The sequence below is a fragment of the Burkholderia sp. SRS-W-2-2016 genome, assembly GCF_001931485.1.
Taxonomy (GTDB): domain Bacteria; phylum Pseudomonadota; class Gammaproteobacteria; order Burkholderiales; family Burkholderiaceae; genus Paraburkholderia.
Genome location: NZ_MSDV01000052.1, coordinates 14,792 through 36,940, shown reverse-complemented (window position 1 = coordinate 36,940; position 22,149 = coordinate 14,792). Strand labels below are relative to the sequence as shown.

Below are 22,149 nucleotides of genomic sequence, written 5' to 3'. Positions count from 1 at the left end.
TTGCCCGCGTTTAACGGTCTTTATCCATCGATCGTCGCCCGACACCTTTCGCAATAATTGATCTCAATGTGACGCGGTGTATTGCCGGTTCGTCAGTCCGTCTACCTCAGCGGGGGTCTAGTTTGAACATTCGTAAATTTCTCGGTGCTACCAGTCGTGATGCGTTGCGTCTCGTTCGCGAAGCGCTAGGCCCCGACGCGGTCGTGCTGTCGAACCGGACCCTGGACGATGGCAGTGTCGAAATCACCGCCGTCGCCGACCGCGACCTCGCGGCGATCACGCCGAAAGCGCGCGAAGGCGCGGGGGCGGGCAGTGCCGCACGCGGCTTGAACGGCTTGAACGGCTTGAACGGTGTGAGCGCGGCGACGGTGAATCCGTATGCGAGCGGAATGCCCGATGTGTTCTCGTCGGTGTTCGGCGCGAGCCCGGAAGCGGGTGCCGATGCGGCGCCGTTGAATGCATCGAAGACGGCCGCCGAGGGTGCGGGTTCGTTGAACGGAGCGCTGAGCGGTTCGTTGAACAGGTCGTTGAGCGGCTCGCTGAATGCGGCGCTGAACGAGCACGCCGACGATGAATCTTCAGGCACGAACGCGGCGCTGCAAGCGGCCGCGAATGCGGACACGGCCCCGGCCATCCATCCGAGCGCGCAAGCCGCGCTCGATCAGATGGCCGCATCGGCGCTCGCGCTGCCGGGCAACCTGGCCGGCACTGCCGCGAACGCGGCAGCCGCCGCCAATCAGGCGTCGTCCAATGCATTGAACGCCGCAACCGCCTCCACTATCGCGCCAACGCCGACACCTACGCTCACCGGTTCGAGCGCCCGCGCCGCGGCGACGCGACTGACCAAAGACATCCGCGCCGATCTGCTCAAAGCGGCCGGCGTGCCGGTGCCGCCGAACGGCGGCGCCGCGATCAAGGTCGCCGCGCCGCGCACGATGGCCGAATCGAATCCGTGGCTGATCGATCACGCACGCCGTATCGCGGCCGAGCAGCAGGAGCGCGGCGAATACAGCGCGCGTCCGGCACCGATGACCCCGGCCGCCGCAACCGCGCGCGGCCTCGGCAACGCGGTCGACGCGCGAGCCGCCGGCATCCAGCCGAAGGGCAACGCGCCGCTGACGGACACGCCCGACTGGGCACGCGAAGCCGCCGAAGTCGCGGCCCGCCGCAACGCGCAGAAAGTCGCGCCGGTGCCGGCCGCGACCGACGAAACCCGCACCCCCGCCGCGGTCGCCGAAGCGATCAAGCTGCGCATGGAGCAGGTCGTCAAGGACACCGTGATGAACGAGCTGTCGTCGCTGCGCGGGATGATGGAGGAACAGTTCGCGGGGCTGCTGTGGGGCGAGCGTCAGCGCCGCAACCCGGCGCGCGGCGAGTTGACCAAGCACCTGTTCGCCGCGGGCTTTTCCGCGCAACTCGTGCAGATGATGATCGACAACCTGCCCGCCGACGTCGACTCGATGGAAGGCGGGATGGAGTGGGTGCACTCGGTGCTCGCATCGAACCTGCCGGTGATGGAAAACGAAGACGCGCTGATGGAGCGCGGCGGCGTATTCGCGCTGATGGGCCCGACCGGCGTCGGCAAGACCACCACCACCGCGAAGCTCGCGGCGCGCTGCGTGATGCGCTTCGGCGCGAGCAAGGTCGCGCTGCTGACCACCGACAGCTACCGGATCGGCGGTCACGAACAACTGCGCATTTTCGGCAAGATTCTCGGCGTGTCCGTACACGCGGTGAAGGACAGCGCCGATCTGCAACTCGCGCTCTCCGAGCTGCGCAACAAGCACATCGTGCTGATCGACACGATCGGCATGAGCCAGCGCGACCGCCTCGTGTCCGACCAGATCGCGATGCTCGGCCGCGCCGGTCAGCCGGTGCAGCGTCTGCTGCTGCTGAACGCGACCAGTCACGGCGACACCCTCAACGAAGTCGTGCAGGCCTATCAGCAGGCGCCGGATCACCAGCCGCTGGCCGGCTGCATCCTGACCAAGCTCGACGAAGCGACCAATCTGGGCGGCGTGCTCGACACGGTGATCCGCTACAAGCTGCCGGTGCACTACGTATCGACCGGGCAGAAGGTGCCGGAGAACCTGTACGTCGCGACGAAGAAATTCCTGATCAAGAGCGCGTTCTGCATTCCGCGCGACCACTCGCCGTTCGTCCCGCAGGACGACGACATTCCCGCGTTGCTGTCCGCGCTGTCCGCCCGTTCGACCGCCGAGCTGCACGAGGTTCGCTTTGGATAAGCTCGTTTCGGATCAGGCGGAAGGGCTGCGGCGGATGCTCGCGCGCGGCGTTGCCCGCGTGCTCGCGGTGGCCGGCGCGGCGAACGGCGTCGGCAGCACCACGGCGACCGTCAACCTGGCCGCCGCGCTCGCGCAGCAGGGCAAGGACGTGCTGGTGATCGACGAATGCGTCGGCGAACGATCGGTGAGCGTGATGCTCGGCGGTCTGCGCGGCGCGGGCAACTTTGCCGCGGTGATGCGCGGCGAGATCCCGGTCGACTTCGCCGCCGCGCGGCATGCGCTCGGCTTTTCGGTGCTGAGCGCGTCGCGCAACAACCGCGAGGGCCATGCGGCCGCCGACTTCAGCGTGCTGCTCGGCGGTTCCGCCGACATCGTGCTGATCGACGCGCAACTCGACGAACACGGGCATCTGTCGGAATTCGCGAAGCAGGCGCACGACGTGATGATCGTCACGCGCGTGTCGGCCCAGGCGATCACCGATGCGTATGCATGCCTGAAACGGCTGCACTACGCGCATGCGATCCCGCAGTTCCGGGTGCTCGCGACTCACGTGCAAAGCCCGCACGACGCGCAGGCCGCGTTCGCGAATCTGGCCGGGGTGGCCGCCCGCTATCTGAGCGTGGCGCTCGAAGACGCCGGCTGTATCGCGGCCGACGCACGCATGGCGCGGGCGCAGGAGTTGTCGCGCTGTGTGGTCGACGCATTTCCGTCGACCCCGGCCGCGCGCGACTTCCGCCACCTCGCCGCCGAATTGCAGTACTGGCCGATGCGGCCAGCGATGTCGTCGCAAACGCCCTGGCGGGCGCCTGCGACAGTTACAGCGGCGCACCACGCCGACCAACCGTCCGCGCAGCACGCCTGAAGGCGCCGTGGACAAGGGGAGCACGATGTATAACGCTCAGGGAAAGATTTCCCAGGCCGAAGTTCTGACGAAGTACGCACCGCTGGTGCGTCGACTCGGCTTGCAACTGGTTGCGAAGATGCCGGCGAGCGTCGATCTCGACGATCTGATCCAGGCCGGCATGATCGGCTTGCTGGATGCCGCCGGCCGTTACAAGGAAGACCAGGGCGCGCAGTTCGAAACGTATGCGAGCCAGCGGATTCGCGGCGCGATGCTCGACGAGTTGCGCAGCAACGACTGGTTGCCGCGCAGCTTGCGGCGCACGTCGCGCGAAGTGGAAACCGCGGTGCACAAGGTCGAACAGAACCTGGGCCGCTCGGCGAGCGAAGCCGAGGTTGCCGAGCATCTGCAGATGCCGCTCGACGAATACCAGTCGATGCTGCAGGACCTGCACGGCAGCCAGCTGATCTATTACGAAGACTTCGACCGCTCGGCCGACGACGAACCGTTCCTCGACCGTTACTGTGTCGATCATTCGGACCCGCTGTCTGCGTTGCTCGACGACAGTCTGCGCTCGGCGCTGGTCGAAGCGATCGACCGCCTGCCGGAACGCGAAAAGCTGCTGATGTCGCTGTACTACGAGCGCGGGATGAACCTGCGCGAGATTGGCGCGGTGATGGAAGTGAGCGAGTCGCGCGTGTGTCAGCTGCATAGCCAGGCGGTGGCGCGGTTGCGCACGCGGCTGCGGGAAATGGCCTGGGCGAACGCCGAGGCTAGCTGAAGTTTTACCGGCGGTTCTGGCCGCCGTTTCTTTCCTCATTGCGACCGACGCGGCGCCGCGCTTCAGTGTGTCGCGCGCCGTGCGCAACCGCCGCTGCCACAGCGGCCGATCAGGCCAGCGCCATTTCGTGTTCCGCGGCGAGCGCGAGAAATGCCGAACGTGACATACCGCGCGAGCGCGCGGCCGCGTCGATCTCCTGCACCAGCACTTCGGGCAACGAAATATTGAGGCGAATCGTTTTCTTCAGCGCCGGAATATTGCGCGTTGCCACGTAGCCCCATGCGAAGCCCGCGAACTCGGGATTGCCCATATGCTCGCCGAGCGTGAGCGGCTCGGGCAGCGGTAGTCCTTCGTCGAGCAGCGTGTCGAGATGCGATTCGATCGCCGCTTTCGCGTTCACGTAGGCTTCTTCGACGGTCTCGCCCGCGGAGTGGCAACCGGGGAGGTCCGGCACGACTACGCCGAACGCGTGGGTGTCGTCTCCGGGTTCGATGGCGATCGGATAGATCAGGTCCTTCATTTGAGCCCCGCCTGTTTCAGAATGCTGTTCACGGTGCCGAGCGGCAAATCTTTTTTCGGATGCGGGACGGTCACGAGACCACGTTTTTCCGCGTGCCTGAAATGATGGTGGCTGCCCGCGATGCGGACGAGGTGCCAGCCATCGCCTTGAATCAATTTGACGAGCTCTGCGCTGTTCATACATACGCCCTCCATTATACACACAAATACACAAAGCAAATGGTGGCCAGATTTCGTCGATGCCGCGGTGAAGTCGAGGCGTCGGCGAAGCTCGGGGTGGAGTTGTTATTTGAATGTAAGGAGGGGGTTCGGGCTAGCTAGCCGGATGGCTAGTGGGGGCAGAGGGGTAAAAAGAGCCCTCCTTGAATCTGCTCAGCAGCGAGAATCTGCCCAAGTATCTGCCCACGGCTTGGCGTATCTGCCCATTCGGACTAGTATCTGCCCATATGTGGGCAGATACTGGGCAGATTGGGCAGATATGAGCAATAAGAACAGCTATGCGGGGCCGGCACCGGTCCTTGCGGCAATCCAGCGCTTGGCGAACGCGGGTCAACTTGAGGTTTCGTCAGGCGACGTCATCCGTGCGACGCATGGCAACTCCTCCACCGTCCGCCGTCACCTGGATGCGCTGTGCGCGAGCGGGCAGCTCGTGCGTATCGGTCAGGCGCGAGCTACCCGCTACCGGTTGAGTGAGAGCGCGATCGCCGGCCAGGCCGCCACCCCGGAAGTCCCTCCCACTGTCCCGAGTCCGGTCTGGTCACCCGCCGCCATTGAACTGGGCCGAAAACTCGACCTGCCTCTGGCGGCGCGCGACCCGGTTACCTACCGCCGCGAATTCGTCGAAAACTACGTGCCCAATCAGAGCTCGCTGATGCCGCCCGATCTGGCCGACGAGCTCTATCGAGAGGGTCGGCTGCGCGAACAGCAGCCGGCGGGGACCTATGCGCGCAAAGTGCTGGAGCAGTTGCTGATCGACCTGTCCTGGTCGTCGTCCCGTCTGGAGGGCAACCGCTATACCTTGCTGGCGACCGAGGAACTGTTCCGGCGGGGCACCGCCGGCAGCGATACCGACGCGGTCATGCTGCTCAACCACAAAACGGCCATCGAGTTTCTGGTCGAGGCGGTTCCGTTGCAAGGCCTGTCGACACCGCTCGTCCGCAACCTGCATGCAGTGCTGATGCAGGACCTGCTTGCCGATACCGACGCGCTAGGAGTGATCCGCAAGAAGGTGGTCAACATCAGCGACACGGTCTACGTGCCCACCCAAGTGCCGGCGTTACTCGAGGGCATGCTCGAGACCATCCTGGCCAAGGCCCGGCTCATCAAGAATCCGGTCGAGGCCGCCTTCTTCCTGTGGGTGAATCTCGCTTATCTGCAGCCGTTCGAAGATGGCAACAAGCGCACCAGCCGCCTGGCGGCGAATATTCCGCTGATGCTCTATAACTGCTCGCCGCTGTCCTTTCTCGACGTCGATCCGCGCGACTACGCGAAGGCCGTGCTGGGCGTGTACGAATTTCTGGATGTGTCGCGCGCGGTGGATCTGTTCGCCTGGACCTATCGGCGCTCGATCAAAAAATATGTGGTCGTGCTGGAGTCGATGAGCGCCCCGAATCCATTGAGATTGCGATACCGGGAGCATTTGAGCGAGGCCATCGGCCTCGTGGTTCGCGACAGGAAATCCGCGCAGGCCGCGATGACGGAATTGGGGCTCACCGAGGATCAGGCGCCAGGCTTTCAGGCGATGTTGCTCGACGAGCTAAAGAAGCTGGAGATATTCAACTGCGCGCGATACCGGCTGACGCTAACCGCGACGCAGGCCTGGATCGATGTCGGGCGCCCGCACTGAGCGCGGCGCACGACCGGACCGCGGCGGCACGCGCGAAACGGCCGCCCTCAACCCTCACAACCCCGACTGCGCCGGCACCCGCCCATCGGGCCCATAGAAATTAGTCTTACGCGGCGCATTAACCTGCAGCGCCTGCAACGCGCGCTGGTTGTAATCCATCCGCACGCGGATCAGTTCACCATTATTCGTATTCACCCGCCGCGCACGCTCAGCCGCTTTCTGCAGCAGCTTCCATTGCGTCGCGATACGCGTATCGCTGCCCGCCGCGAGTTCCATGCCGGACCAGCCGGCCGGAAAACCCAGCTCGGCCAGCTGCGCGTCGCGCACGGTTTCGAGCCGCGCGAGCACGCCGATCAGCGCGGTTTTCTTTTCGACGATCCCGGGCAACTGCTCCAGCGGCGATAGCGCGGTCAGTGCTTTCGTTTCGAGGGTGAGGATGGAGGCGAACGCCTCGACGGTCGAATATTCCTCGACCAGGGTGGCAACCAGAGCGTCTTTCATGTCGGCAACTCGCTACGCGCGGCGGCTCGCGCACCGCGCGCGAGCCGGGTGGGGTGACCGTCGCCCGGCACCTCACCGCACCGCGAAGCGCGGGTCAGCTGCCGTTCGACGAGGATTTGTTCTGCAACAGGTCGCGCGCCGTCTGCAGCACGCCATCGGCGATCTTGCCGGAGTCGATCTGCAACGTGCCGTCCTTGATCGCCTGCTTGATCGACTCGACGTGCGCCGTGTCGATGTCGGCCGAACCGGACGCCGCGAGGCTGCGCAGATGCTGCGACAGGCCCGACAGGCTCACGCTCGCGTCGCCCGCGGCGCTGCCGCTGGCCGTCGCGGCCGTGCTTGCGCCCTGCGTGGCGCTGGCCGCCGGCGTGGCGTCGCCGCCCTGCTGGGTGCGGGACACGGCGTCTTTCAACGTCGGCAGATTCGAAGAGCTGTTGGAATCGACTTTCACGATTGGCTTCCTGAACGATTTGATTCTGATAACGGCAAGCGTTGATCAAAACTTTAGCGCAATCGTGTACTGCCCGGCCCGCATTCGCGTGCCCATCCGGCCCCTTCAAACCCGTGTTTGCCGCGGTTGTCACCGTGACCCCGTTCACATCTGGATTTCCACCGTGCCGCCATCCTTGACGACGCCGGAGATGATCTGGCCGTTCGCGGTCTTGACCCGCACCTGCTGGCCCGGCGCCGCGTTGTTCATCGCGCTGCCTTCGGACGAAATCGAGAAGCCGGCGCCCGCCGCCACGACCCGCACGGTCTGGCCGAAGGTCACCGCCGACGCGCTGCGCAGCATGTCGCGCCGCAGCGGCATCCCGCTCGCGATCCGCACCAGCGATACCGAGCCGACCGCCTGCGACGGATCGGTGACGATCGCCTGCGGCAGGCCGCTCAGGTCGCCTTCGCGCGCAACGAGATCGGCGGCGTTCAGCACTTCGCCGGGCGCCATCGCGCGAGACGCGAGGTAGTAGGTTGCGTGCAGCGCGATGCGCGCCTGCAGATAGAGGGTCCACGGCCGCTCGCCCGCGCAGCGCACGCCGACCGTCAGACGGCCCCACAGGCGCGCGCCGGTCGGCAGGAACGGTTCGAGCGCGGTGCACGCGGCGAGGCCGCGCGGAAACGCCGGTGCGACGGTGATCTCGACCTTGCCGGGCAGGCCGGCGGACTGCTGTTGCAGGAACGCGAGCGCGGCGGTGTGAATGGCTTCGGGGTCCTGCTGACCGGGCAGCGGCGCGGCTTGCGCGGCGGCGGTCGCGGGCGTGCCCGGTTGCGAAGTCTTTTGCAGCGCGGCCGGCGTCGGCGTGTTCTGACGCGCGGCAATCGGCGCCGTTCTGGCGGGCGTCGCAGCGCGCGCCTGCGCCGCCGCGTTCGCGATCGGCTTGCCGTTCGCGCCGAACTGAGGCGGCTCGCCGCGCGATGCGAGGCTGTCGATGCTGTTCACGTCAGTGCCGCGCGGCGCATTCGCGGCCACCGGGCGCGCATTCGCATCGCCCAGATTATTCGCGGCCGGCGCGACAACCACCGGTGTCACCGCCCGCGCGCGCGCTTCGACATTCACGCGTGCAACTCCCGCCGCCCCCGCATTGACCGGCGCCGGAATCGTCACGACGCCGTTCGCGTCCGGTTTGAAACTGGTGCGGATCATCGTCGGCGCGGCGGGCGTGGTATCGCCCGCGCCGGCAATCACGATCGCGCCGCTCGCATTGGCGGCGCGCGTGAACGGATCGGCGTCGCGCGCGGCCGGCGCGCGGCCGATCGATTGCGCGGTCGCCGCCGCCAGCGAGGCCGCCGACGCATGGCGTTGCGCCGGGCTCTGAATCCGTTGCGCGAGTTCGTTCAGCGCGCCGGGATTCTGTTCGGCCGGGCCGGCGATCACGATCGGGCCGCCGCTGTCCTGCGCCTGGCTCGTCGCCGGCACCAGCACGATCCCGCCCGCGACCCACACCGCGACGTTGACGATCAGTTTGGTCGCGACCCGCGCGACCCACCGCACACCCAGGCGCACGCCACGACGCCCCGCGCGCCGCGCAAGCGCGGCGCCGCCCAGGCCACCCGCACGGCGCACGGCAGTGCGGTTCGCACGCGGCGGCAACGCGGAAGTGGACTGGCTCATTACGGTTCTCCATCGAAGGCATCGGTACGCCTTGCATTCTAGAGAGCGGCCCCCGCGGACAAACGTCGAATAGAAGCCCCCTTTCCCGGTTATTCGTCCGATTGCCGCTTGCGCCCGGCCCATAAGATGCACCTCATGCAAAAAGGCCTTTCCGCCCGCCGCGCACTTCGCGTGACGCATGCATCGGAAGGCCTCGGGAACGTTCTCGGGAGATTTCTATGCTGGACAAACTCGATGCCGAATTCGCGTTCGGCCGCCAGGCGATGGATGTGCGCGCGTATCGGCAGGAACTGCTGTCGTCGAACATCGCGAATGCCGACACGCCCGGCTACAAGGCACGCGACGTCGATTTCGCGTCGTCGCTGGCCGGCGCGCTGAAAAAGAGCGGCGGCAGCACCGCTGGCCAGGGCGCGTCGAACAACTCGACGCTGGCGATGACGAAACCGGCCGGCGTGACGAGCGGAATGTCGATGAGCGCGACCGAGGCGGGCCACATGAGCGGCAAGACGACGCTGAGCGCGACGGGCGGCAGCCCCGACGACTACGGCAACCTGAAATACCGGATTCCGACCCAGCCCGCGCTCGACGGCAACACCGTCGACGTCGACACCGAGCGCGTGCAGTTCGCGGACAACACGCTGCACTTCGAATCGGGCATGACGGCCGTGTCGAACCAGATCAAGACGATGCTTTCGGCGATCACCTCGGGCAGCTAGACCCGGGCCGCGCACGAAGAAGCACGAAACACACGTAACACCCGAACAGAAACGCTACGGGACTTAACGCAAAGCCGGTGCGAGCCGGCAGGAGAGATCAGGAAACATGCCATCCCTGATGAATATTTTTGGTGTTGCAGGCTCCGCGATGTCGGCGCAATCGCAACGGCTCAACGTGACGGCGTCGAACCTCGCCAACGCGGACAGCACGACCGGCCCGGACGGTCAGCCGTACAAGGCCAAGCAGGTCGTGTTCGCGGTGAACCCGCTCGGCGGCGCGCGCTCGGGCTCGGGCCAGCAGGTCGGCGGAGTGCAGGTGACCGGCGTGATCGACGATCCGTCGCCGATGAAGACCGCGTACGAGCCCGGCAATCCGGCCGCCGACGCGAACGGCTACGTGACGCTGCCGAACGTCGATCCGGTGCAGGAAATGGTCAACATGATCTCGGCTTCGCGCTCGTATCAGGCCAACGTCGAAACGCTGAACACCGCTAAAACCCTGATGCTGAAAACGCTCACGATCGGAACCTGAGGAGACTCGCCTTGACTACCAGCACCACCATCGGCGGCAGCGGCACGACCGTTTCGCAGACGCTGCTCGACACGATGAACGGCACCAGCAGCTCGAGCAGTTCGAGCAGCTCGTCGGGCACCTCGGCCGCCGATCTGCAGAACACTTTCCTGGAACTGCTGGTCGCGCAGCTGAAGAACCAGGACCCGACCAATCCGATGGACAGCTCGCAGATGACCTCGCAGCTCGCGCAGATCAGCACGGTGCAGGGCATCAGCCAGCTGAACACGTCGCTCAGCTCGCTGTCGACGCAGCTCGCCGCCGGCCAGCAGTCGCAGGCCGCGCTGCTGATCGGCTCGACCGTGCTCGCGGCCGGCAACTCGATCTCGGTGGCAAGCGGCAAGACCGGCGAATTCGGCGTGTCGCTCGCGAACTCGGTGAGCGACCTGCAGATCGTCGTGAAGAACTCGGCCGGCACGATCGTCAACACGCTCGATCTCGGCAAGCAGTCGGCCGGCACGATCCCGGTCAGCTGGACGCCGACCGACTCGGCCGGCAACACGCTCGCCGACGGCACCTACACGATCACCGCGACCGGCACGATCAACGGCACGGCGGCGACCGCCACCACGCTGGTCGGCGCGACCGTCGAAGGCGTCGTGCAGCAGTCGAGCGGCAACGCGGGCCTCGTGCTGTCGAACGGTTCGACGGTCGACCTGACCGGCGTCGCCGCGATCCTCTGACGCGGCCCGGCCAGAGCAAACAAGTCACGACTTTCCAGATACGGAGTACCTCATGAGTTATCAGCAAGGATTGAGCGGTCTGTCCGCGTCGTCGAGCGATCTCGACGTGATCGGCAACAACATCGCCAACGCGAACACGGTCGGCTTCAAGAGCGGCACCGCCGAATTCGCCGACATGTACGCGAATTCGGTCGCGACCGCGACCAGCCAGCAGATCGGTATCGGCACGCAGCTCGCGGAAGTGCAGCAGCAGTTCTCGCAAGGCACGCTGACGACGACCAACCAGGCGTTGAACGTCGCGATCAACGGCAACGGCTTCTTCCAGATGTCGAACAACGGCACGCTGACCTATTCGCGCAACGGCGTGTTCCAGCTCGACAAGGACGGCTACATCACCAACGCGCAGGGCCTCGAACTGATGGGCTACGCGGCTAACAGCGCGGGCGTCATCAACACCGCGCAGACCGTGCCGCTGAAGGTGCCGACCGCGAACATCGCGCCGGCGGCGACCACCAAGATCAGCGCGGGCCTGAACCTGAACGCGCAGGACGCGCTGATGCTCGGCGCGCCGACCGTGACGGCGGCCACCACCAACACCGGCAGTCTGAACACGACCGGCGCGACGATCACCGACGCGACCGCGGGCACCAACACCGACAACTACACGATCAATTTCACGAGCGCGACGACCTACACGGTCACCGACAACACGCTCGGCACGACCACCGGGTCGCAAACCTTCAACGCGGGCACCGCGATCACGCTCGGCAACGGCGAGAGCATCACGTTCAGCGGCACGCCGGCGGCCGGCGACAGCTACGCGGTCACGCAGAACGCGACCGCGTTCGACCAGACCAGCTCGACGACCTACAACTACTCGACCAGCACGACCGCGTACGACACGCTCGGCGGCTCGCAGACGGTCAACATGTACTTCGCGAAGACGGCGGCCGGCACGTGGAACGTGTACGCGGGCACCTCGACCGGCACCGCGTCGCTGATCGGCACCGCCAACTTCAATTCGTCGGGCACGCTCGTCAGCACGACCGACGCGAACGGCGTCGCGACCTCGACGCTCGGCGCGTTCACCGTGTCGATCCCGACCAGCGACGGCTCGTCGACTCCGCAGAACATCACGCTGAGCCTCGCCGGCACGACCCAGTACGGCGGCAAGGACGGCGTGAACAGCCTGTCGACCGACGGCTACGCGGCGGGCCAGCTGACCAGCTTCACGGTCGGCTCCGACGGCACGCTGACCGGCAACTACTCGAACGGCCAGACCGCCGCGCTCGGCCAGATCGTGCTCGCGAACTTCGCGAACGAGAACGGTCTCGTCGATCTGGGCAACAACCAGTACGGCCAGACCTCGGCGTCGGGCGTCGCGCAGATCTCGTCGCCGGGTTCGACCAATCACGGCGTGCTGCAAGGCGGCGCGGTCGAAAACTCGAACGTCGACTTGACCAGCGAGCTCGTGAACCTGATCACCGCGCAGCGCAACTATCAGGCGAACGCGCAGACGATCAAGACCCAGCAGACCGTCGACCAGACGCTGATCAACCTGTAAGCGAACGGGACCTCCTCATGGATCGGCTGATCTACACCGCGATGTCGGGCAGCACGCAGGCGCTCGAACAACAGGCGATCGTCGCGAACAATCTCGCGAACGCATCGACCACGGGCTTTCGCGCGCAGCTCGAGACTTTCCGCGCCGTGCCGCTGGCGTTCGGCGACGGCAGCTCGATCAACGACGACACCACCCGCACCTTCGTGCTGTCGTCGACGCCGGGCGCCGACTACACGCCCGGGCCGATCCAGCAGACCGGCAATCCGCTCGACGTGGCGATCCAGGGGCCCGGCTGGCTGGCGGTGCAGACCGCCGACGGCAACGAGGCCTATACCCGCGCCGGCAATCTGCACGTCGATGAAAACGGCCAGCTGGTGAACGCGATCAATCAGGTCGTGCTCGGCAACGGCGGGCCGGTGTCGGTGCCGCCGGGCGCGCAGATCACGATCGGCAAGGACGGCACGGTGTCCGCGCTGACGCCGGGCGATCCGCCCACGGCAGTCGTCACCGTCGATCAGCTGAAGCTGGTGAACCCGGATCCGCAGTCGCTCAAGCGGGGCGACGATGGCCTGTTTCGCACCGCCGACGGCAATCCCGCCGACGCCGATCCGGCCGTCACGCTGGCGCCGGCGTCGCTCGAAGGCAGCAACGTCAATCCGGTCAGCGCGATGGTCTCGATGATCACCAACGCGCGGCAGTTCCAGATGCAGACGCAGATGCTGCAGAACGCCGACAAGAACGATCAGTCCGCCAACCAGCTGCTCAGCTTCAGCTAACGGACTGCCACGGGGCCGCGCCCCGACAGCTTTGCACGGGATCGGAGCAAGCGCTCAGGCGCCGCTTGCGACCCAACATGGAGAAACATAGTGAACCGCTCTCTCTACATCGCCGCCACCGGCATGAATGCGCAACAGGCGCAGATGGACGTGATCTCGAACAACCTCGCGAACGTCAGCACCAACGGCTTCAAGGGCTCGCGCGCGGTGTTCGAGGATCTGCTGTACCAGACCATCCGCCAGCCCGGCGCGAACTCGACGCAACAGACCGAACTGCCGTCCGGCATCCAGCTCGGCACCGGCGTGCAGCAGGTCGCGACCGAACGTCTGTACACCCAGGGCAACCTGCAGCAGACCGGCAACTCGAAAGACGTCGCGATCAACGGCGCCGGCTTTTTCCAGGTGCAGATGCCCGACGGCACCACCGCGTACACCCGCGACGGCTCGTTCCAGACCAACGCGCAGGGCCAGCTCGTGACCTCGAGCGGCTACCAGGTGATCCCGGCGATCACGATCCCGACCAACGCGACCTCGCTGACGATCGGCAGCGACGGCGCGGTGTCGATCACGGTGGCCGGTTCGAGCAACACGCAGCAGCTCGGCACGATGCAGATCGCGACCTTCATCAACCCGGCCGGCCTCGACGCGAAGGGCGAAAACCTGTTCGCGGAAACCGCTTCGTCGGGCGCGCCGAACGTCGCGCAGCCGGGTCTGAACGGCGCCGGCACGCTCAATCAGGGCTACGTGGAAGCGTCGAACGTGAACGTGGTGCAGGAACTGGTCAACATGATCCAGACCCAGCGCGCGTACGAAATCAACAGCAAGGCCGTGACGACCTCCGACCAGATGCTGCAGACCTTGAGCCAGATGCAGGTTTGAGGCCCGGGAATGAAAGGCGGTAAATGATGATGTCGCACTCCACTCGTACTCCGGTTCATTCGCGCACCGGCGAGGCGCTCGCGCGGACCGCGCTGGTCGCCACGCTGGTCGCCGCGCTCGGCGCCTGCGCGCTGGTGCCGAAAGAGCCGATCACCCAGCAGCCGATGATCGCGCAGCCGCCGGTGCCGCCGCAGGCGCAGGCGCCGGGCTCGATCTACAACCCGGGCTATGCGGGCCGGCCGCTGTTCGAAGACCAGCGTCCGCGCAACGTCGGCGACATCATCACGATCGTGATTGCCGAGAACATCAACGCGACCAAGAGCTCGGGCGCCAACGCGAACCGCAAGGGCAACACCGCGTTCGACGTGCCGACCGCCGGCTTTCTCGGCGGCCTGTTCGCGAAGACCAACCTGAGCGCGACCGGCGCCAACGGCTTTGCCGGCACCGGCGGCGCGAACGCGTCGAACACCTTCAACGGCACGATCACCGTCACGGTGACCGGCGTGCAGGCGAACGGCAATCTGGTGGTGAGCGGCGAGAAGCAGATGCTGATCAATCAGGGCAACGAGTTCGTGCGCTTCTCGGGCGTCGTCAATCCGAACACGATTTCGAGTCTGAACGCGGTGTACTCGACCCAGGTCGCCGACGCGAAAATCGAGTACTCGGCCAAGGGTTACATCGACGAAGCGCAGACCATGGGCTGGCTGCAACGCTTCTTCCTCAACGTGTCGCCGTGGTGACGATGGCTACTTTGCTCAACACCGTGTCGCGCGCGGGCCGCGCGTTGCTGTTCACGGCGCTCGCATGCGCGGCGTTGCCGCTCGCCGCGCCCGCGCACGCCGAACGTCTGAAGGACCTCGCGCAGATCCAGGGCGTGCGCGACAACCCGCTGATCGGCTACGGCCTCGTGGTCGGCCTCGACGGCACCGGCGACCAGACCACCCAGACGCCGTTCACCACGCAGACGCTCGCCAACATGCTGGCGAACCTCGGCATCTCGATCAACAACCAGGCGGCCGGCTCCAGCAGCTCGCAGTCGTCGCTGTCGAACATCCAGCTGAAGAACGTCGCCGCGGTGATGGTGACGGCGGTGCTGCCGCCGTTCGCGCGGCCCGGCGAACAGATCGACCTGACCGTGTCGTCGCTCGGCAACGCGAAGAGCCTGCGCGGCGGCACGCTGCTGCTCACGCCGCTCAAGGGCGCCGACGGCCAGGTGTATGCGCTCGGCCAGGGCAACGTCGCGGTCGGCGGCGCCGGCGCGAGCGCCAATGGCAGCAAGGTGCAGGTGAACCAGCTCGCGGCCGGGCGCATCACCGCCGGCGCGATCGTCGAACGCTCGGTGCCGACCGCGGTCTCGCAGGCCGGCACGATGCAGCTCGACCTGAACGACATGGACTACGACACCACCCAGCGCGTGGTCGCCGCGATCGACAACGCGTTCGGCAGCGGCACCGCGACCGCGCTCGACGGCCGCACGATCCAGCTGCGCGCGCCGGCCGATCCGCAGCAGCAGGTCGCGTTCATGGCGCAGTTGCAGAACCTCGACGTGCGCCCCGGCCAGGCGGCCGCGAAGGTGATCCTGAACGCGCGCACCGGCTCGATCGTGATGAACCAGATGGTCACGCTGCAAAGCTGCGCGGTCGCGCACGGCAATCTGTCGGTGGTGATCAACACGCAGCCGGTGGTGAGCCAGCCCGGCGCGTTCTCGAACGGCCAGACGGTGGTCGCGCAGCAGTCGCAGATCCAGATGAAGCAGGACAACGGCGCGCTGAAGATGGTCAACGCCGGCGCGAATCTCGCCGAAGTGGTGAAGGCGCTCAACGCGCTCGGCGCCACGCCCGCGGATCTGATGTCGATCCTGCAAGCCATGAAAGCGGCCGGCGCGTTGCGCGCCGACCTGGAAATCATCTAAGGAGTCCAGCAGATGAATTCGGATACCAGCAAAGCCCTTGCCTCGGGCAGCGACCTGTCCAGTCGCTTCGCACTCGACGTGCAGGGTTTCGGCGCGCTCAGCGCGCAGGCCAAGGCGTCGCCGCAGGCCGGCATGAAGATGGCCGCGCAGCAGTTCGACGCGGTGTTCACGCAGATGATGCTCAAAAGCATGCGCGATGCGACGCCGCAGGACGGGCCGTTCGATTCGCACGACACCGCGACCTTCACGTCGATGATGGATCAGCAGATGGCGCAGCAGCTGTCGAAGAAGGGCATCGGCGTCGCCGACGCGATGCTCAAGCAGCTGATGCGCAACCAGGGGATGCAGGTGGGCGGCGCGAACGGCGGCGCGGCGGGCGGGCTCGCCGGGATGGCCAACGCGCTCGGCGGCACCGGTGGCGGCACCAGCGGCGGCAACGAAGGGCAGAGCGTCGCGCTGAACGCGCTGGCGCGCGCGTACGGCAATGCGCAGGCCAACGGCCAGCTCGCGCTCGGCAAGGGCTACTCGGCCAATAGCGCGCTGACTCCGCCGCTGCGCGGCGACGGCAGCTCGTCGAAGGTCGACGCGTTCGTCGACAAGCTGGCCGCGCCGGCCCAGGCCGCGAGCGCCGCGACCGGCATTCCGGCGCGCTTCATCATCGGTCAGGCCGCGCTCGAATCGGGCTGGGGCAAGAGCGAGATCAAGAAGGCCGACGGCTCGACCAGTCACAACGTGTTCGGCATCAAGGCGGGCGGCGACTGGACCGGCAAGACCGTCTCGACGGTTACGACCGAATACGTGAACGGCAAGCCGCAGCGCACGGTCGAGAAATTCCGCTCGTACGACTCGTACGAGGAGGCGATGAGCGATTACGCGAGTCTGCTCAAGGGCAATCCGCGTTACGCGCAGGTGATCAATTCGTCGCGCGACGTGAACGGTTTCGCGCACGGGATGCAGCGCGCCGGCTATGCGACCGACCCGCATTACGCGAAAAAGCTGATGTCGATCATGCAGAAACTCGGTTGAGTGCGCAGGCCGGTGGCGGGCGCATCGGCGGCATGGGGTTTAACGTTTGCGCGGGATTTGCGGCAAATATTTAATAAAAATCCCTAAATTTTGCCGCGATGCTGCCGCTAACGAAGTAGACCCGATACCGGAATAGCGCTGTAAGGTCCGGTCGAACGCGTGGGTCGCGGCTACCCGGCAGAGCGTCAATGTCCCCGGTCCGGCTGCGGCACTCGCCCGCAAGAACAAGCAAACCGGCAAGCTCATGGATATGAACCAGTCGAACGGCCAGACCGACCTGCGCGGCCAGCCGCACGTCCCGCAAAACGAAAGCGTCCCCGACTTCGGCCGCCGCAACCCGCTCGAGATCGGCGTGCAGTTGCGCAATCTCGTCAATCGCGGCGATTTCCTCACGGTCGAATACGCGGGCGGCCAGCTCGTCACGCGACTGCTCGACGTCGACGTGCGCGAGCGTACCTTCACCTTCGATTGGGGCGCGCTCTCCGATCAGAACCGCGGCCTGCTCAGCGCGCCGCGCTGCCAGTTCCACGCGGCGCCCGACGGCGTGCGCGTCGAATTCGCGACCTCGACGCCGCGCGAAACCCGCTTCGAGGGTCTGCCCGCGTTCGAGGCCGACTTCCCCGAGGTGCTGTTCTACGTGCAGCGCCGCGAGTACTTCCGCGTCAGCGCGCCGATTCTCGATCCGTTCATGTGTAGCGGCCGTCTGCCCGAGGGCGACCCGTTCCGCTTCGAGGTGCACGACCTGTCGCTCGGCGGGGTCGGCATGCGCACGGCCGACGAGCGCGTCGCCGAGCTGCCGATGGGCACGCGCCTGCTCGACTGCGAACTGATCCTCGGCGCGCTCGGGCGGTTGTCGCTCGATCTGCAACTGGTGTCGCACCGCTCGCTCGCGATGCCGAACGGCACGCAGCGCTATCAGCTGGGCTTCCGCTTCCTCACGCTGCCGGGCAGCGCGGAGAACACGCTGCAACGGCTGATCACGCAGCTCGAAATGAAGCGCCGCTCGCTGGTGCGTTAAGCCGCCGGCGGCACGCCCCGCGAGCGCGGCGCGTGCCGCGTTTTTGCGCGGCGAAGCAAACGTTGCACCGCGGCGCGCGGCGGCGGTCAACGCAGTGGCAGGGCCCTTAATTTTTCTTACCGCGGGCCGTTAAACGGAATATTCCAGCAACGCGGCGGCAGCACTGCACGACCGCCCTTCAGGATGACGCATGTCCAGCAATCTCTTGTCTATCGGCCTTAGCGGACTGAACGCGGCCCAATGGGGTTTGACGACCACCGGCGAGAACATCAGCAACTCGTCGACCGCCGGCTATTCGATGGAAACCGTCGTGTACTCGGAGACGAGCGGCAGCTATACCGGCTCCGGCTATCTGCCGATGGGCGTGTCGACCGACACCGTGCAGCGCCAGTACAGCCAGTATCTGGCGACCCAGCTGAACGACGCGCAGTCCTCGAGCAGCGCGCTCAGCACGTACAACACGATGATCACGCAGCTCAATAACCTGGTCGGCAGCCCGACCGCGGGGATTGCGAGCGCGATCAACGACTTCTTCACCGGCCTGCAGAACGTCGCCAACAACGCGTCGGACGTGTCGACCCGGCAGACCGCGATCAGCGACGCGCAGACGCTCGCGAACCAGATCAACGCGGCCGGCGAGCAATACGACTCGCTGCGCGCGAGCGTCAACACGCAGCTGACCGACGCGGTCTCGCAGATCAACACCTACACCGCGCAGATCGCGGCGCTGAACACCCAGATCACCCAGGCGAGCGCGCAGGGCCAGCCGCCGAACCAGCTGCTCGACGCGCGCGACCAGGCGGTCTCGCAACTGTCGCAACTGGTCGGCGTGTCGGTCGTGCAGGACAACGGCAGCTACAGCCTGTTCATGTCGAACGGCCAGCCTCTGGTGCTGTCCGGCAACAGCTACAACCTGGGCACCACGACTTCGTCGGGCGATCCGAGCGAGCTGTCGGTGACCTACCTCGGCCAGGCCGGCTCGAAGGCCGCGCAGACTCCGCAGACGCTGTCCGATACCGCGGTCAGCGGCGGCACGCTCGGCGGCCTGCTGCAATTCCGTTCGCAGACGCTCGACCCGGCCGAAGCGCAGCTCGGCGCGATCGCGACCAGCTTCGCCGCGCAGGTGAACCAGCAGAACGAACTCGGCCTGACGCTGACCGGCAGCGCCGGCGGCGCGCTGTTCACCGTCGGCACGCCGACCGTCTACGCGAACTCGAAGAACACCGGCACCGCGACGCTCGGGGTCTCGTTCGCCGACTCGACCCAGCCGACCACCAGCGACTACACGCTGTCGTACGACGGCACCAACTACACGTTGACCGACAACGCGACCGGCGGCATCGTCGGCGCGGCGCAGAATCTGGACAACCCGATCGGCGGCCTGCAGTTCTCGGTCGCGAGCGGCTCGCTGAAGGCCGGCGACTCGTTCTCGGTGCAGCCGACCCGCGGCGCGCTCGACGGCTTCGCGCTCAGCACCACGTCCGCGTCGGCGATCGCCGCGGCCGCGCCGGTGCTCGCGTCGGCGTCGTCGTCGAACACCGGCAGCGCGACGATCACCCAGGGCACGGTCAGCGCCGGCTACAGCGCGCCGACCAGCACCTCGACCATCACCTATACCGCCGGCACCGGCCTGACCGGCTTCCCGGTCGGCTCGGTGGTGACGGTGGCCGGTTCGCCGTCGACCTCGTACACGATCGGCTCGTCGACCGACGCGGTGCCGTACTCGTCGAGCAGCGGCGCGACGCTGACGATCACCAACCCGAACAATTCGACCAATGCCGGCGTGATGAACAATGTGACGGTCACGCTGAGCGGCGCGCCCGCCGACGGCGACACCTTCACGATCGGCCCGAACACCGGCGCGACCACCGACGGGCGCAACGCGCAGCTGCTGTCGAACCTGACCTCGGCGAAAGCGCTGGGCGGCGGCACCTCGACGCTGACCACCGCGTACGCGTCCTACGTGAACCAGATCGGCAACCAGGCGTCGCAGATCTCGACCTCCGCGACCGCGCAAAGCACGCTGGTCACGCAGATCACGTCCGCGCAGCAGTCGGTGTCGGGCGTCAACCTCAATGAAGAAGCAGCGAATCTGCTTCAGTACCAGCAGCTTTATCAGGCCAACAGCAAGGTCATCCAGACCGCCCAGACGCTGTTCCAGACATTGCTCGGCATCTTCTCGTAAGGCGTTGAAACCATGCGAATCTCCAGCGCTCAGTACTTCAGCATGAACGTGTCGACCATGAGCGACCAGCAAGCTCAGTTGTCGAACATCTATCAGCAGATTTCCAGCGGCAACAGCCTGACCTCGCCCGCGGACAATCCGCTCGGCGCGGCCCAGGCCGTGCAGCTCAGCTCGACGGGCACCGCGCTGTCGCAGTACTCGACCAACCAGAGCGCCGCGCTGTCGTCGCTGCAAGCGGAAGACTCGACGCTCGGCAGCGTGCTCAGCACGCTGCAAAGCATCAACACGCTGGGCATCCGCGCCGGCGACGGCTCGTTGAACGACGCCGACCGCTCCGCGATCGCGACGCAGCTGACGGCGCTGCGCGACCAGCTGCTGACCTACGCGAACGCGACCGACAACAACGGCAATTCGCTGTTCTCCGGCTTCCAGAACGCGAACCAGGCATTCACGACCGACTCGAGCGGCGCCGTGGTGTATTCGGGCGACAGCGGCACCCGCACCGTGCAGGTCACCGACAGCAACCAGATGGCGACCAGCGACAACGGCGCGGCGGTGTTCCTGACCGTCGGCGCGGTCAATGCCGAACCGATCGCGAGCGGCAATTCGGCCAACACCGGCACCGGCGTGATCGGCGCGGTGACGGTCAACGATCCGACCAGCGCGGCGAACGCGCACTCGTACCAGATCGCGTTCAGCGACACCGGTTCGGGCCTCACCTACACGATCACCGACACCACCACCGGTGTGGCCGGCAGCCCGCAGGCCTATACCGACGGCGCGAACATCACGATGGGCGGCCAGACCGTGGCGATCACCGGCACTCCGTCGGACGGCGACAGTTTCTCGGTGCAGCCGGCCAAGCAGGCGGGCAGCGACGTGTTCGCCAATCTGAGCGAGATGATCTCCGCGCTCCAGCAGCCGGTGCAGGGCAACCAGGCGGCCGTCGCGAATCTGCAGAACGCGCTGAACAAGGGCCTGTCGCAACTCTCGAACACGCTCGCCAACGTGACGACGGTGCAGGCGTCGGTGGGTGGGCGCGAGCAGGAAGTGAAGGCGCTGCAGACGGTCACGCAGACCAACTCGCTGCAAAACGCGAGCGACCTGTCGGACCTGACCGAGACCGACATGGTCACGACGATCAGCAAGTACACGATGGAGCAGGCCGCGTTGCAGGCGTCGCAACAGGCGTTCGTGCAGATCCAGAACATGTCGCTGTTCCAGTACCTGAACAACTGACGCGCGGCCTGAGCGCGGCGCGGGCGGTGGTTCAGTCACAGCCAGTCGATCGGAAAGCCGGCGCGAGCCGGCTTTTTTGCGTCCGGCCGCGGCCGCGCCGGCGCGCGCCCAAAAACCGGAGATAGCCCGCAATAACCCTTCTGTTCGGGCCATCGCCGCGCGTCCAAATCAACAACAATCACCGTAACCCTGACTAAAGGCTAGCAATAGCAACACTATGGCAACCACGACCGCTCCCCAGCAAGCCGCGCCCGCGTCGCCGGGCCCGATGAAACGCATCATCCTGATCGTCCTGATCGCGCTGATCGCCGCGGGCGCCGCCGGTGGCGGCGTGTGGTTCTTCATGTCCAAACGCGTGCACAGCGCCGCGACCGCCGAAGCCGCTCCGCCGCCGCCGGCCGTGCCGCTGTTCTTCCCGCTCGAATCGATGACGGTCAACCTGCAGTCGGACGACGGCGCGCAGCATTTCCTGCGCATCGGCCTGACGCTGCGGCTCGGCGACGCCGCGACCCAGCAGGAACTGACCGATCACATGCCCGAAGTGCGCAGCCGCATCCTGCTCGCGCTGTCGAACAAGCATCCGGAAGATCTCGCGCCGCTCGACGGCAAGCGCGCGCTCGCCGACGAACTGAAAACGCTGATCAGCCAGCCGGGCGAAAAAGGCTCCGCGCCGATCCGCGTGCAGGACGTGCTGTTCACCGAATTCGTCGTGCAGTGACGTGACCTTGTCTAGCGC

Annotated in this window: 22 protein-coding genes; 17 read left to right on the top strand and 5 right to left on the bottom strand. The window is 66.4% G+C overall.

From position 1 onward, the window contains the following. The first annotated feature begins 122 nt into the window (after positions 1-122). Genes flhF through BTH42_RS22690 form a run of 3 tightly spaced genes read left to right on the top strand, consistent with a single transcriptional unit; the run spans position 123 to position 3,868 of the window. The gene (gene flhF / locus BTH42_RS22700) at positions 123-2,246 is read left to right on the top strand and encodes a flagellar biosynthesis protein FlhF (RefSeq protein ID WP_075303411.1); all 2,124 of its coding nucleotides are present in this window, start codon (positions 123-125) and stop codon (positions 2,244-2,246) included. Beyond that, complete coding sequence (locus BTH42_RS22695; RefSeq protein WP_075303410.1) at positions 2,239-3,108, top strand: AAA family ATPase; 870 nt, start codon at positions 2,239-2,241, stop codon at positions 3,106-3,108. The genes flhF and BTH42_RS22695 overlap by 8 nt, the downstream gene beginning before the upstream one ends. Positions 3,109-3,133: 25 nt before the next feature. Continuing rightward, on the top strand, positions 3,134-3,868 hold the full coding sequence (locus BTH42_RS22690) for an RNA polymerase sigma factor FliA (RefSeq protein WP_075303409.1): 735 nt from the start codon (positions 3,134-3,136) through the stop codon (positions 3,866-3,868). A 109-nt stretch (positions 3,869-3,977) separates the two neighbouring features. On the opposite strand, the gene BTH42_RS22685 is transcribed toward BTH42_RS22690, so the two are convergent. Together BTH42_RS22685 and BTH42_RS22680 are read right to left on the bottom strand one after the other, a co-directional pair. Further along, complete coding sequence (locus tag BTH42_RS22685) at positions 3,978-4,388, bottom strand: type II toxin-antitoxin system HicB family antitoxin (RefSeq protein ID WP_075303408.1); 411 nt, start codon at positions 4,386-4,388, stop codon at positions 3,978-3,980. Further along, on the bottom strand, positions 4,385-4,567 hold the full coding sequence (locus tag BTH42_RS22680) for a type II toxin-antitoxin system HicA family toxin (protein ID WP_075303407.1): 183 nt from the start codon (positions 4,565-4,567) through the stop codon (positions 4,385-4,387). The genes BTH42_RS22685 and BTH42_RS22680 overlap by 4 nt, the downstream gene beginning before the upstream one ends. A 298-nt stretch (positions 4,568-4,865) precedes the next feature. Between BTH42_RS22680 and BTH42_RS22675 the strand changes: the two genes are divergently transcribed. Further along, on the top strand, positions 4,866-6,233 hold the full coding sequence (locus tag BTH42_RS22675; RefSeq protein WP_075303406.1) for a Fic family protein: 1,368 nt from the start codon (positions 4,866-4,868) through the stop codon (positions 6,231-6,233). Between the two features lie 54 nt (positions 6,234-6,287). Here BTH42_RS22675 and BTH42_RS22670 read toward each other — a convergent pair whose 3' ends face one another. The 3 genes from BTH42_RS22670 to flgA all read right to left on the bottom strand — a co-directional run bounded on the left by BTH42_RS22670 (position 6,288) and on the right by flgA (position 8,844). Beyond that, on the bottom strand, positions 6,288-6,734 hold the full coding sequence (locus BTH42_RS22670; RefSeq protein ID WP_075303405.1) for a flagella synthesis protein FlgN: 447 nt from the start codon (positions 6,732-6,734) through the stop codon (positions 6,288-6,290). 94 nt (positions 6,735-6,828) lie between these two features. Beyond that, entirely contained in the window at positions 6,829-7,185 is a 357-nt protein-coding gene (gene flgM / locus BTH42_RS22665) for a flagellar biosynthesis anti-sigma factor FlgM (protein ID WP_075303404.1), read from the bottom strand. A gap of 144 nt (positions 7,186-7,329) precedes the next feature. After that, the gene (gene flgA, locus BTH42_RS22660; protein WP_075303403.1) at positions 7,330-8,844 is read right to left on the bottom strand and encodes a flagellar basal body P-ring formation chaperone FlgA; all 1,515 of its coding nucleotides are present in this window, start codon (positions 8,842-8,844) and stop codon (positions 7,330-7,332) included. A gap of 218 nt (positions 8,845-9,062) precedes the next feature. On the opposite strand from flgA, the gene flgB reads away from it, so the two are divergent. From flgB to fliL, 13 genes are all read left to right on the top strand, one after another. Then, complete coding sequence (flgB, locus tag BTH42_RS22655) at positions 9,063-9,560, top strand: flagellar basal body rod protein FlgB (RefSeq protein WP_075303402.1); 498 nt, start codon at positions 9,063-9,065, stop codon at positions 9,558-9,560. Between the two features lie 106 nt (positions 9,561-9,666). Continuing rightward, positions 9,667-10,092 carry a flagellar basal body rod protein FlgC gene (flgC, locus tag BTH42_RS22650; RefSeq protein WP_075303401.1) on the top strand — a complete coding sequence of 142 codons (426 nt, stop codon included), beginning with the start codon at positions 9,667-9,669 and terminating at the stop codon, positions 10,090-10,092. Between the two features lie 11 nt (positions 10,093-10,103). Further along, complete coding sequence (locus tag BTH42_RS22645; RefSeq protein ID WP_075303400.1) at positions 10,104-10,814, top strand: flagellar hook assembly protein FlgD; 711 nt, start codon at positions 10,104-10,106, stop codon at positions 10,812-10,814. A 52-nt stretch (positions 10,815-10,866) separates the two neighbouring features. After that, the gene (locus BTH42_RS22640) at positions 10,867-12,378 is read left to right on the top strand and encodes a flagellar hook protein FlgE (RefSeq protein ID WP_075303399.1); all 1,512 of its coding nucleotides are present in this window, start codon (positions 10,867-10,869) and stop codon (positions 12,376-12,378) included. 17 nt (positions 12,379-12,395) lie between these two features. After that, positions 12,396-13,154, top strand: a complete 759-nt coding sequence (flgF, locus tag BTH42_RS22635) for a flagellar basal-body rod protein FlgF (protein ID WP_075303398.1) — start codon at positions 12,396-12,398, stop codon at positions 13,152-13,154. A gap of 90 nt (positions 13,155-13,244) precedes the next feature. Continuing rightward, the gene (flgG, locus tag BTH42_RS22630) at positions 13,245-14,033 is read left to right on the top strand and encodes a flagellar basal-body rod protein FlgG (RefSeq protein ID WP_075303397.1); all 789 of its coding nucleotides are present in this window, start codon (positions 13,245-13,247) and stop codon (positions 14,031-14,033) included. Between the two features lie 29 nt (positions 14,034-14,062). Further along, complete coding sequence (flgH, locus tag BTH42_RS22625; RefSeq protein WP_075303516.1) at positions 14,063-14,773, top strand: flagellar basal body L-ring protein FlgH; 711 nt, start codon at positions 14,063-14,065, stop codon at positions 14,771-14,773. 2 nt (positions 14,774-14,775) lie between these two features. Next, complete coding sequence (locus tag BTH42_RS22620; protein ID WP_075303396.1) at positions 14,776-15,945, top strand: flagellar basal body P-ring protein FlgI; 1,170 nt, start codon at positions 14,776-14,778, stop codon at positions 15,943-15,945. A 12-nt stretch (positions 15,946-15,957) separates the two neighbouring features. Next, entirely contained in the window at positions 15,958-16,971 is a 1,014-nt protein-coding gene (gene flgJ, locus BTH42_RS22615; RefSeq protein ID WP_075303395.1) for a flagellar assembly peptidoglycan hydrolase FlgJ, read from the top strand. A gap of 244 nt (positions 16,972-17,215) precedes the next feature. Next, positions 17,216-17,989: a flagellar brake protein gene (locus tag BTH42_RS22610; protein WP_075303394.1), complete on the top strand. Its 774-nt coding sequence runs from the start codon at positions 17,216-17,218 to the stop codon at positions 17,987-17,989. Between the two features lie 190 nt (positions 17,990-18,179). Beyond that, positions 18,180-20,174 carry a flagellar hook-associated protein FlgK gene (gene flgK, locus BTH42_RS22605; RefSeq protein ID WP_075303393.1) on the top strand — a complete coding sequence of 665 codons (1,995 nt, stop codon included), beginning with the start codon at positions 18,180-18,182 and terminating at the stop codon, positions 20,172-20,174. Positions 20,175-20,186: 12 nt separating this feature from the next. Then, positions 20,187-21,413 carry a flagellar hook-associated protein FlgL gene (gene flgL, locus BTH42_RS22600; protein WP_075303392.1) on the top strand — a complete coding sequence of 409 codons (1,227 nt, stop codon included), beginning with the start codon at positions 20,187-20,189 and terminating at the stop codon, positions 21,411-21,413. 217 nt (positions 21,414-21,630) lie between these two features. Continuing rightward, entirely contained in the window at positions 21,631-22,131 is a 501-nt protein-coding gene (fliL, locus tag BTH42_RS22595; RefSeq protein ID WP_075303391.1) for a flagellar basal body-associated protein FliL, read from the top strand. Positions 22,132-22,149 lie beyond the last annotated feature (18 nt).

Bases quoted from the DNA above. Each gene is read 5' to 3' on its own strand.
- BTH42_RS22680 (WP_075303407.1), bottom strand. From the start codon at position 4,567: ATGAACAGCGCAGAGCTCGTCAAATTGATTCAAGGCGATGGCTGGCAC.
- flgF (WP_075303398.1), top strand. From the start codon at position 12,396: ATGGATCGGCTGATCTACACCGCGATGTCGGGCAGCACGCAGGCGCTC.
- BTH42_RS22670 (WP_075303405.1), bottom strand. From the start codon at position 6,734: ATGAAAGACGCTCTGGTTGCCACCCTGGTCGAGGAATATTCGACCGTC.
- BTH42_RS22610 (WP_075303394.1), top strand. From the start codon at position 17,216: ATGGATATGAACCAGTCGAACGGCCAGACCGACCTGCGCGGCCAGCCG.
- flgB (WP_075303402.1), top strand. From the start codon at position 9,063: ATGCTGGACAAACTCGATGCCGAATTCGCGTTCGGCCGCCAGGCGATG.
- flgH (WP_075303516.1), top strand. From the start codon at position 14,063: ATGTCGCACTCCACTCGTACTCCGGTTCATTCGCGCACCGGCGAGGCG.
- BTH42_RS22690 (WP_075303409.1), top strand. From the start codon at position 3,134: ATGTATAACGCTCAGGGAAAGATTTCCCAGGCCGAAGTTCTGACGAAG.
- BTH42_RS22675 (WP_075303406.1), top strand. From the start codon at position 4,866: ATGAGCAATAAGAACAGCTATGCGGGGCCGGCACCGGTCCTTGCGGCA.
- flgJ (WP_075303395.1), top strand. From the start codon at position 15,958: ATGAATTCGGATACCAGCAAAGCCCTTGCCTCGGGCAGCGACCTGTCC.
- flgA (WP_075303403.1), bottom strand. From the start codon at position 8,844: ATGAGCCAGTCCACTTCCGCGTTGCCGCCGCGTGCGAACCGCACTGCC.
- flgK (WP_075303393.1), top strand. From the start codon at position 18,180: ATGTCCAGCAATCTCTTGTCTATCGGCCTTAGCGGACTGAACGCGGCC.
- flgL (WP_075303392.1), top strand. From the start codon at position 20,187: ATGCGAATCTCCAGCGCTCAGTACTTCAGCATGAACGTGTCGACCATG.
- BTH42_RS22640 (WP_075303399.1), top strand. From the start codon at position 10,867: ATGAGTTATCAGCAAGGATTGAGCGGTCTGTCCGCGTCGTCGAGCGAT.
- flgC (WP_075303401.1), top strand. From the start codon at position 9,667: ATGCCATCCCTGATGAATATTTTTGGTGTTGCAGGCTCCGCGATGTCG.
- BTH42_RS22620 (WP_075303396.1), top strand. From the start codon at position 14,776: ATGGCTACTTTGCTCAACACCGTGTCGCGCGCGGGCCGCGCGTTGCTG.
- BTH42_RS22685 (WP_075303408.1), bottom strand. From the start codon at position 4,388: ATGAAGGACCTGATCTATCCGATCGCCATCGAACCCGGAGACGACACC.
- fliL (WP_075303391.1), top strand. From the start codon at position 21,631: ATGGCAACCACGACCGCTCCCCAGCAAGCCGCGCCCGCGTCGCCGGGC.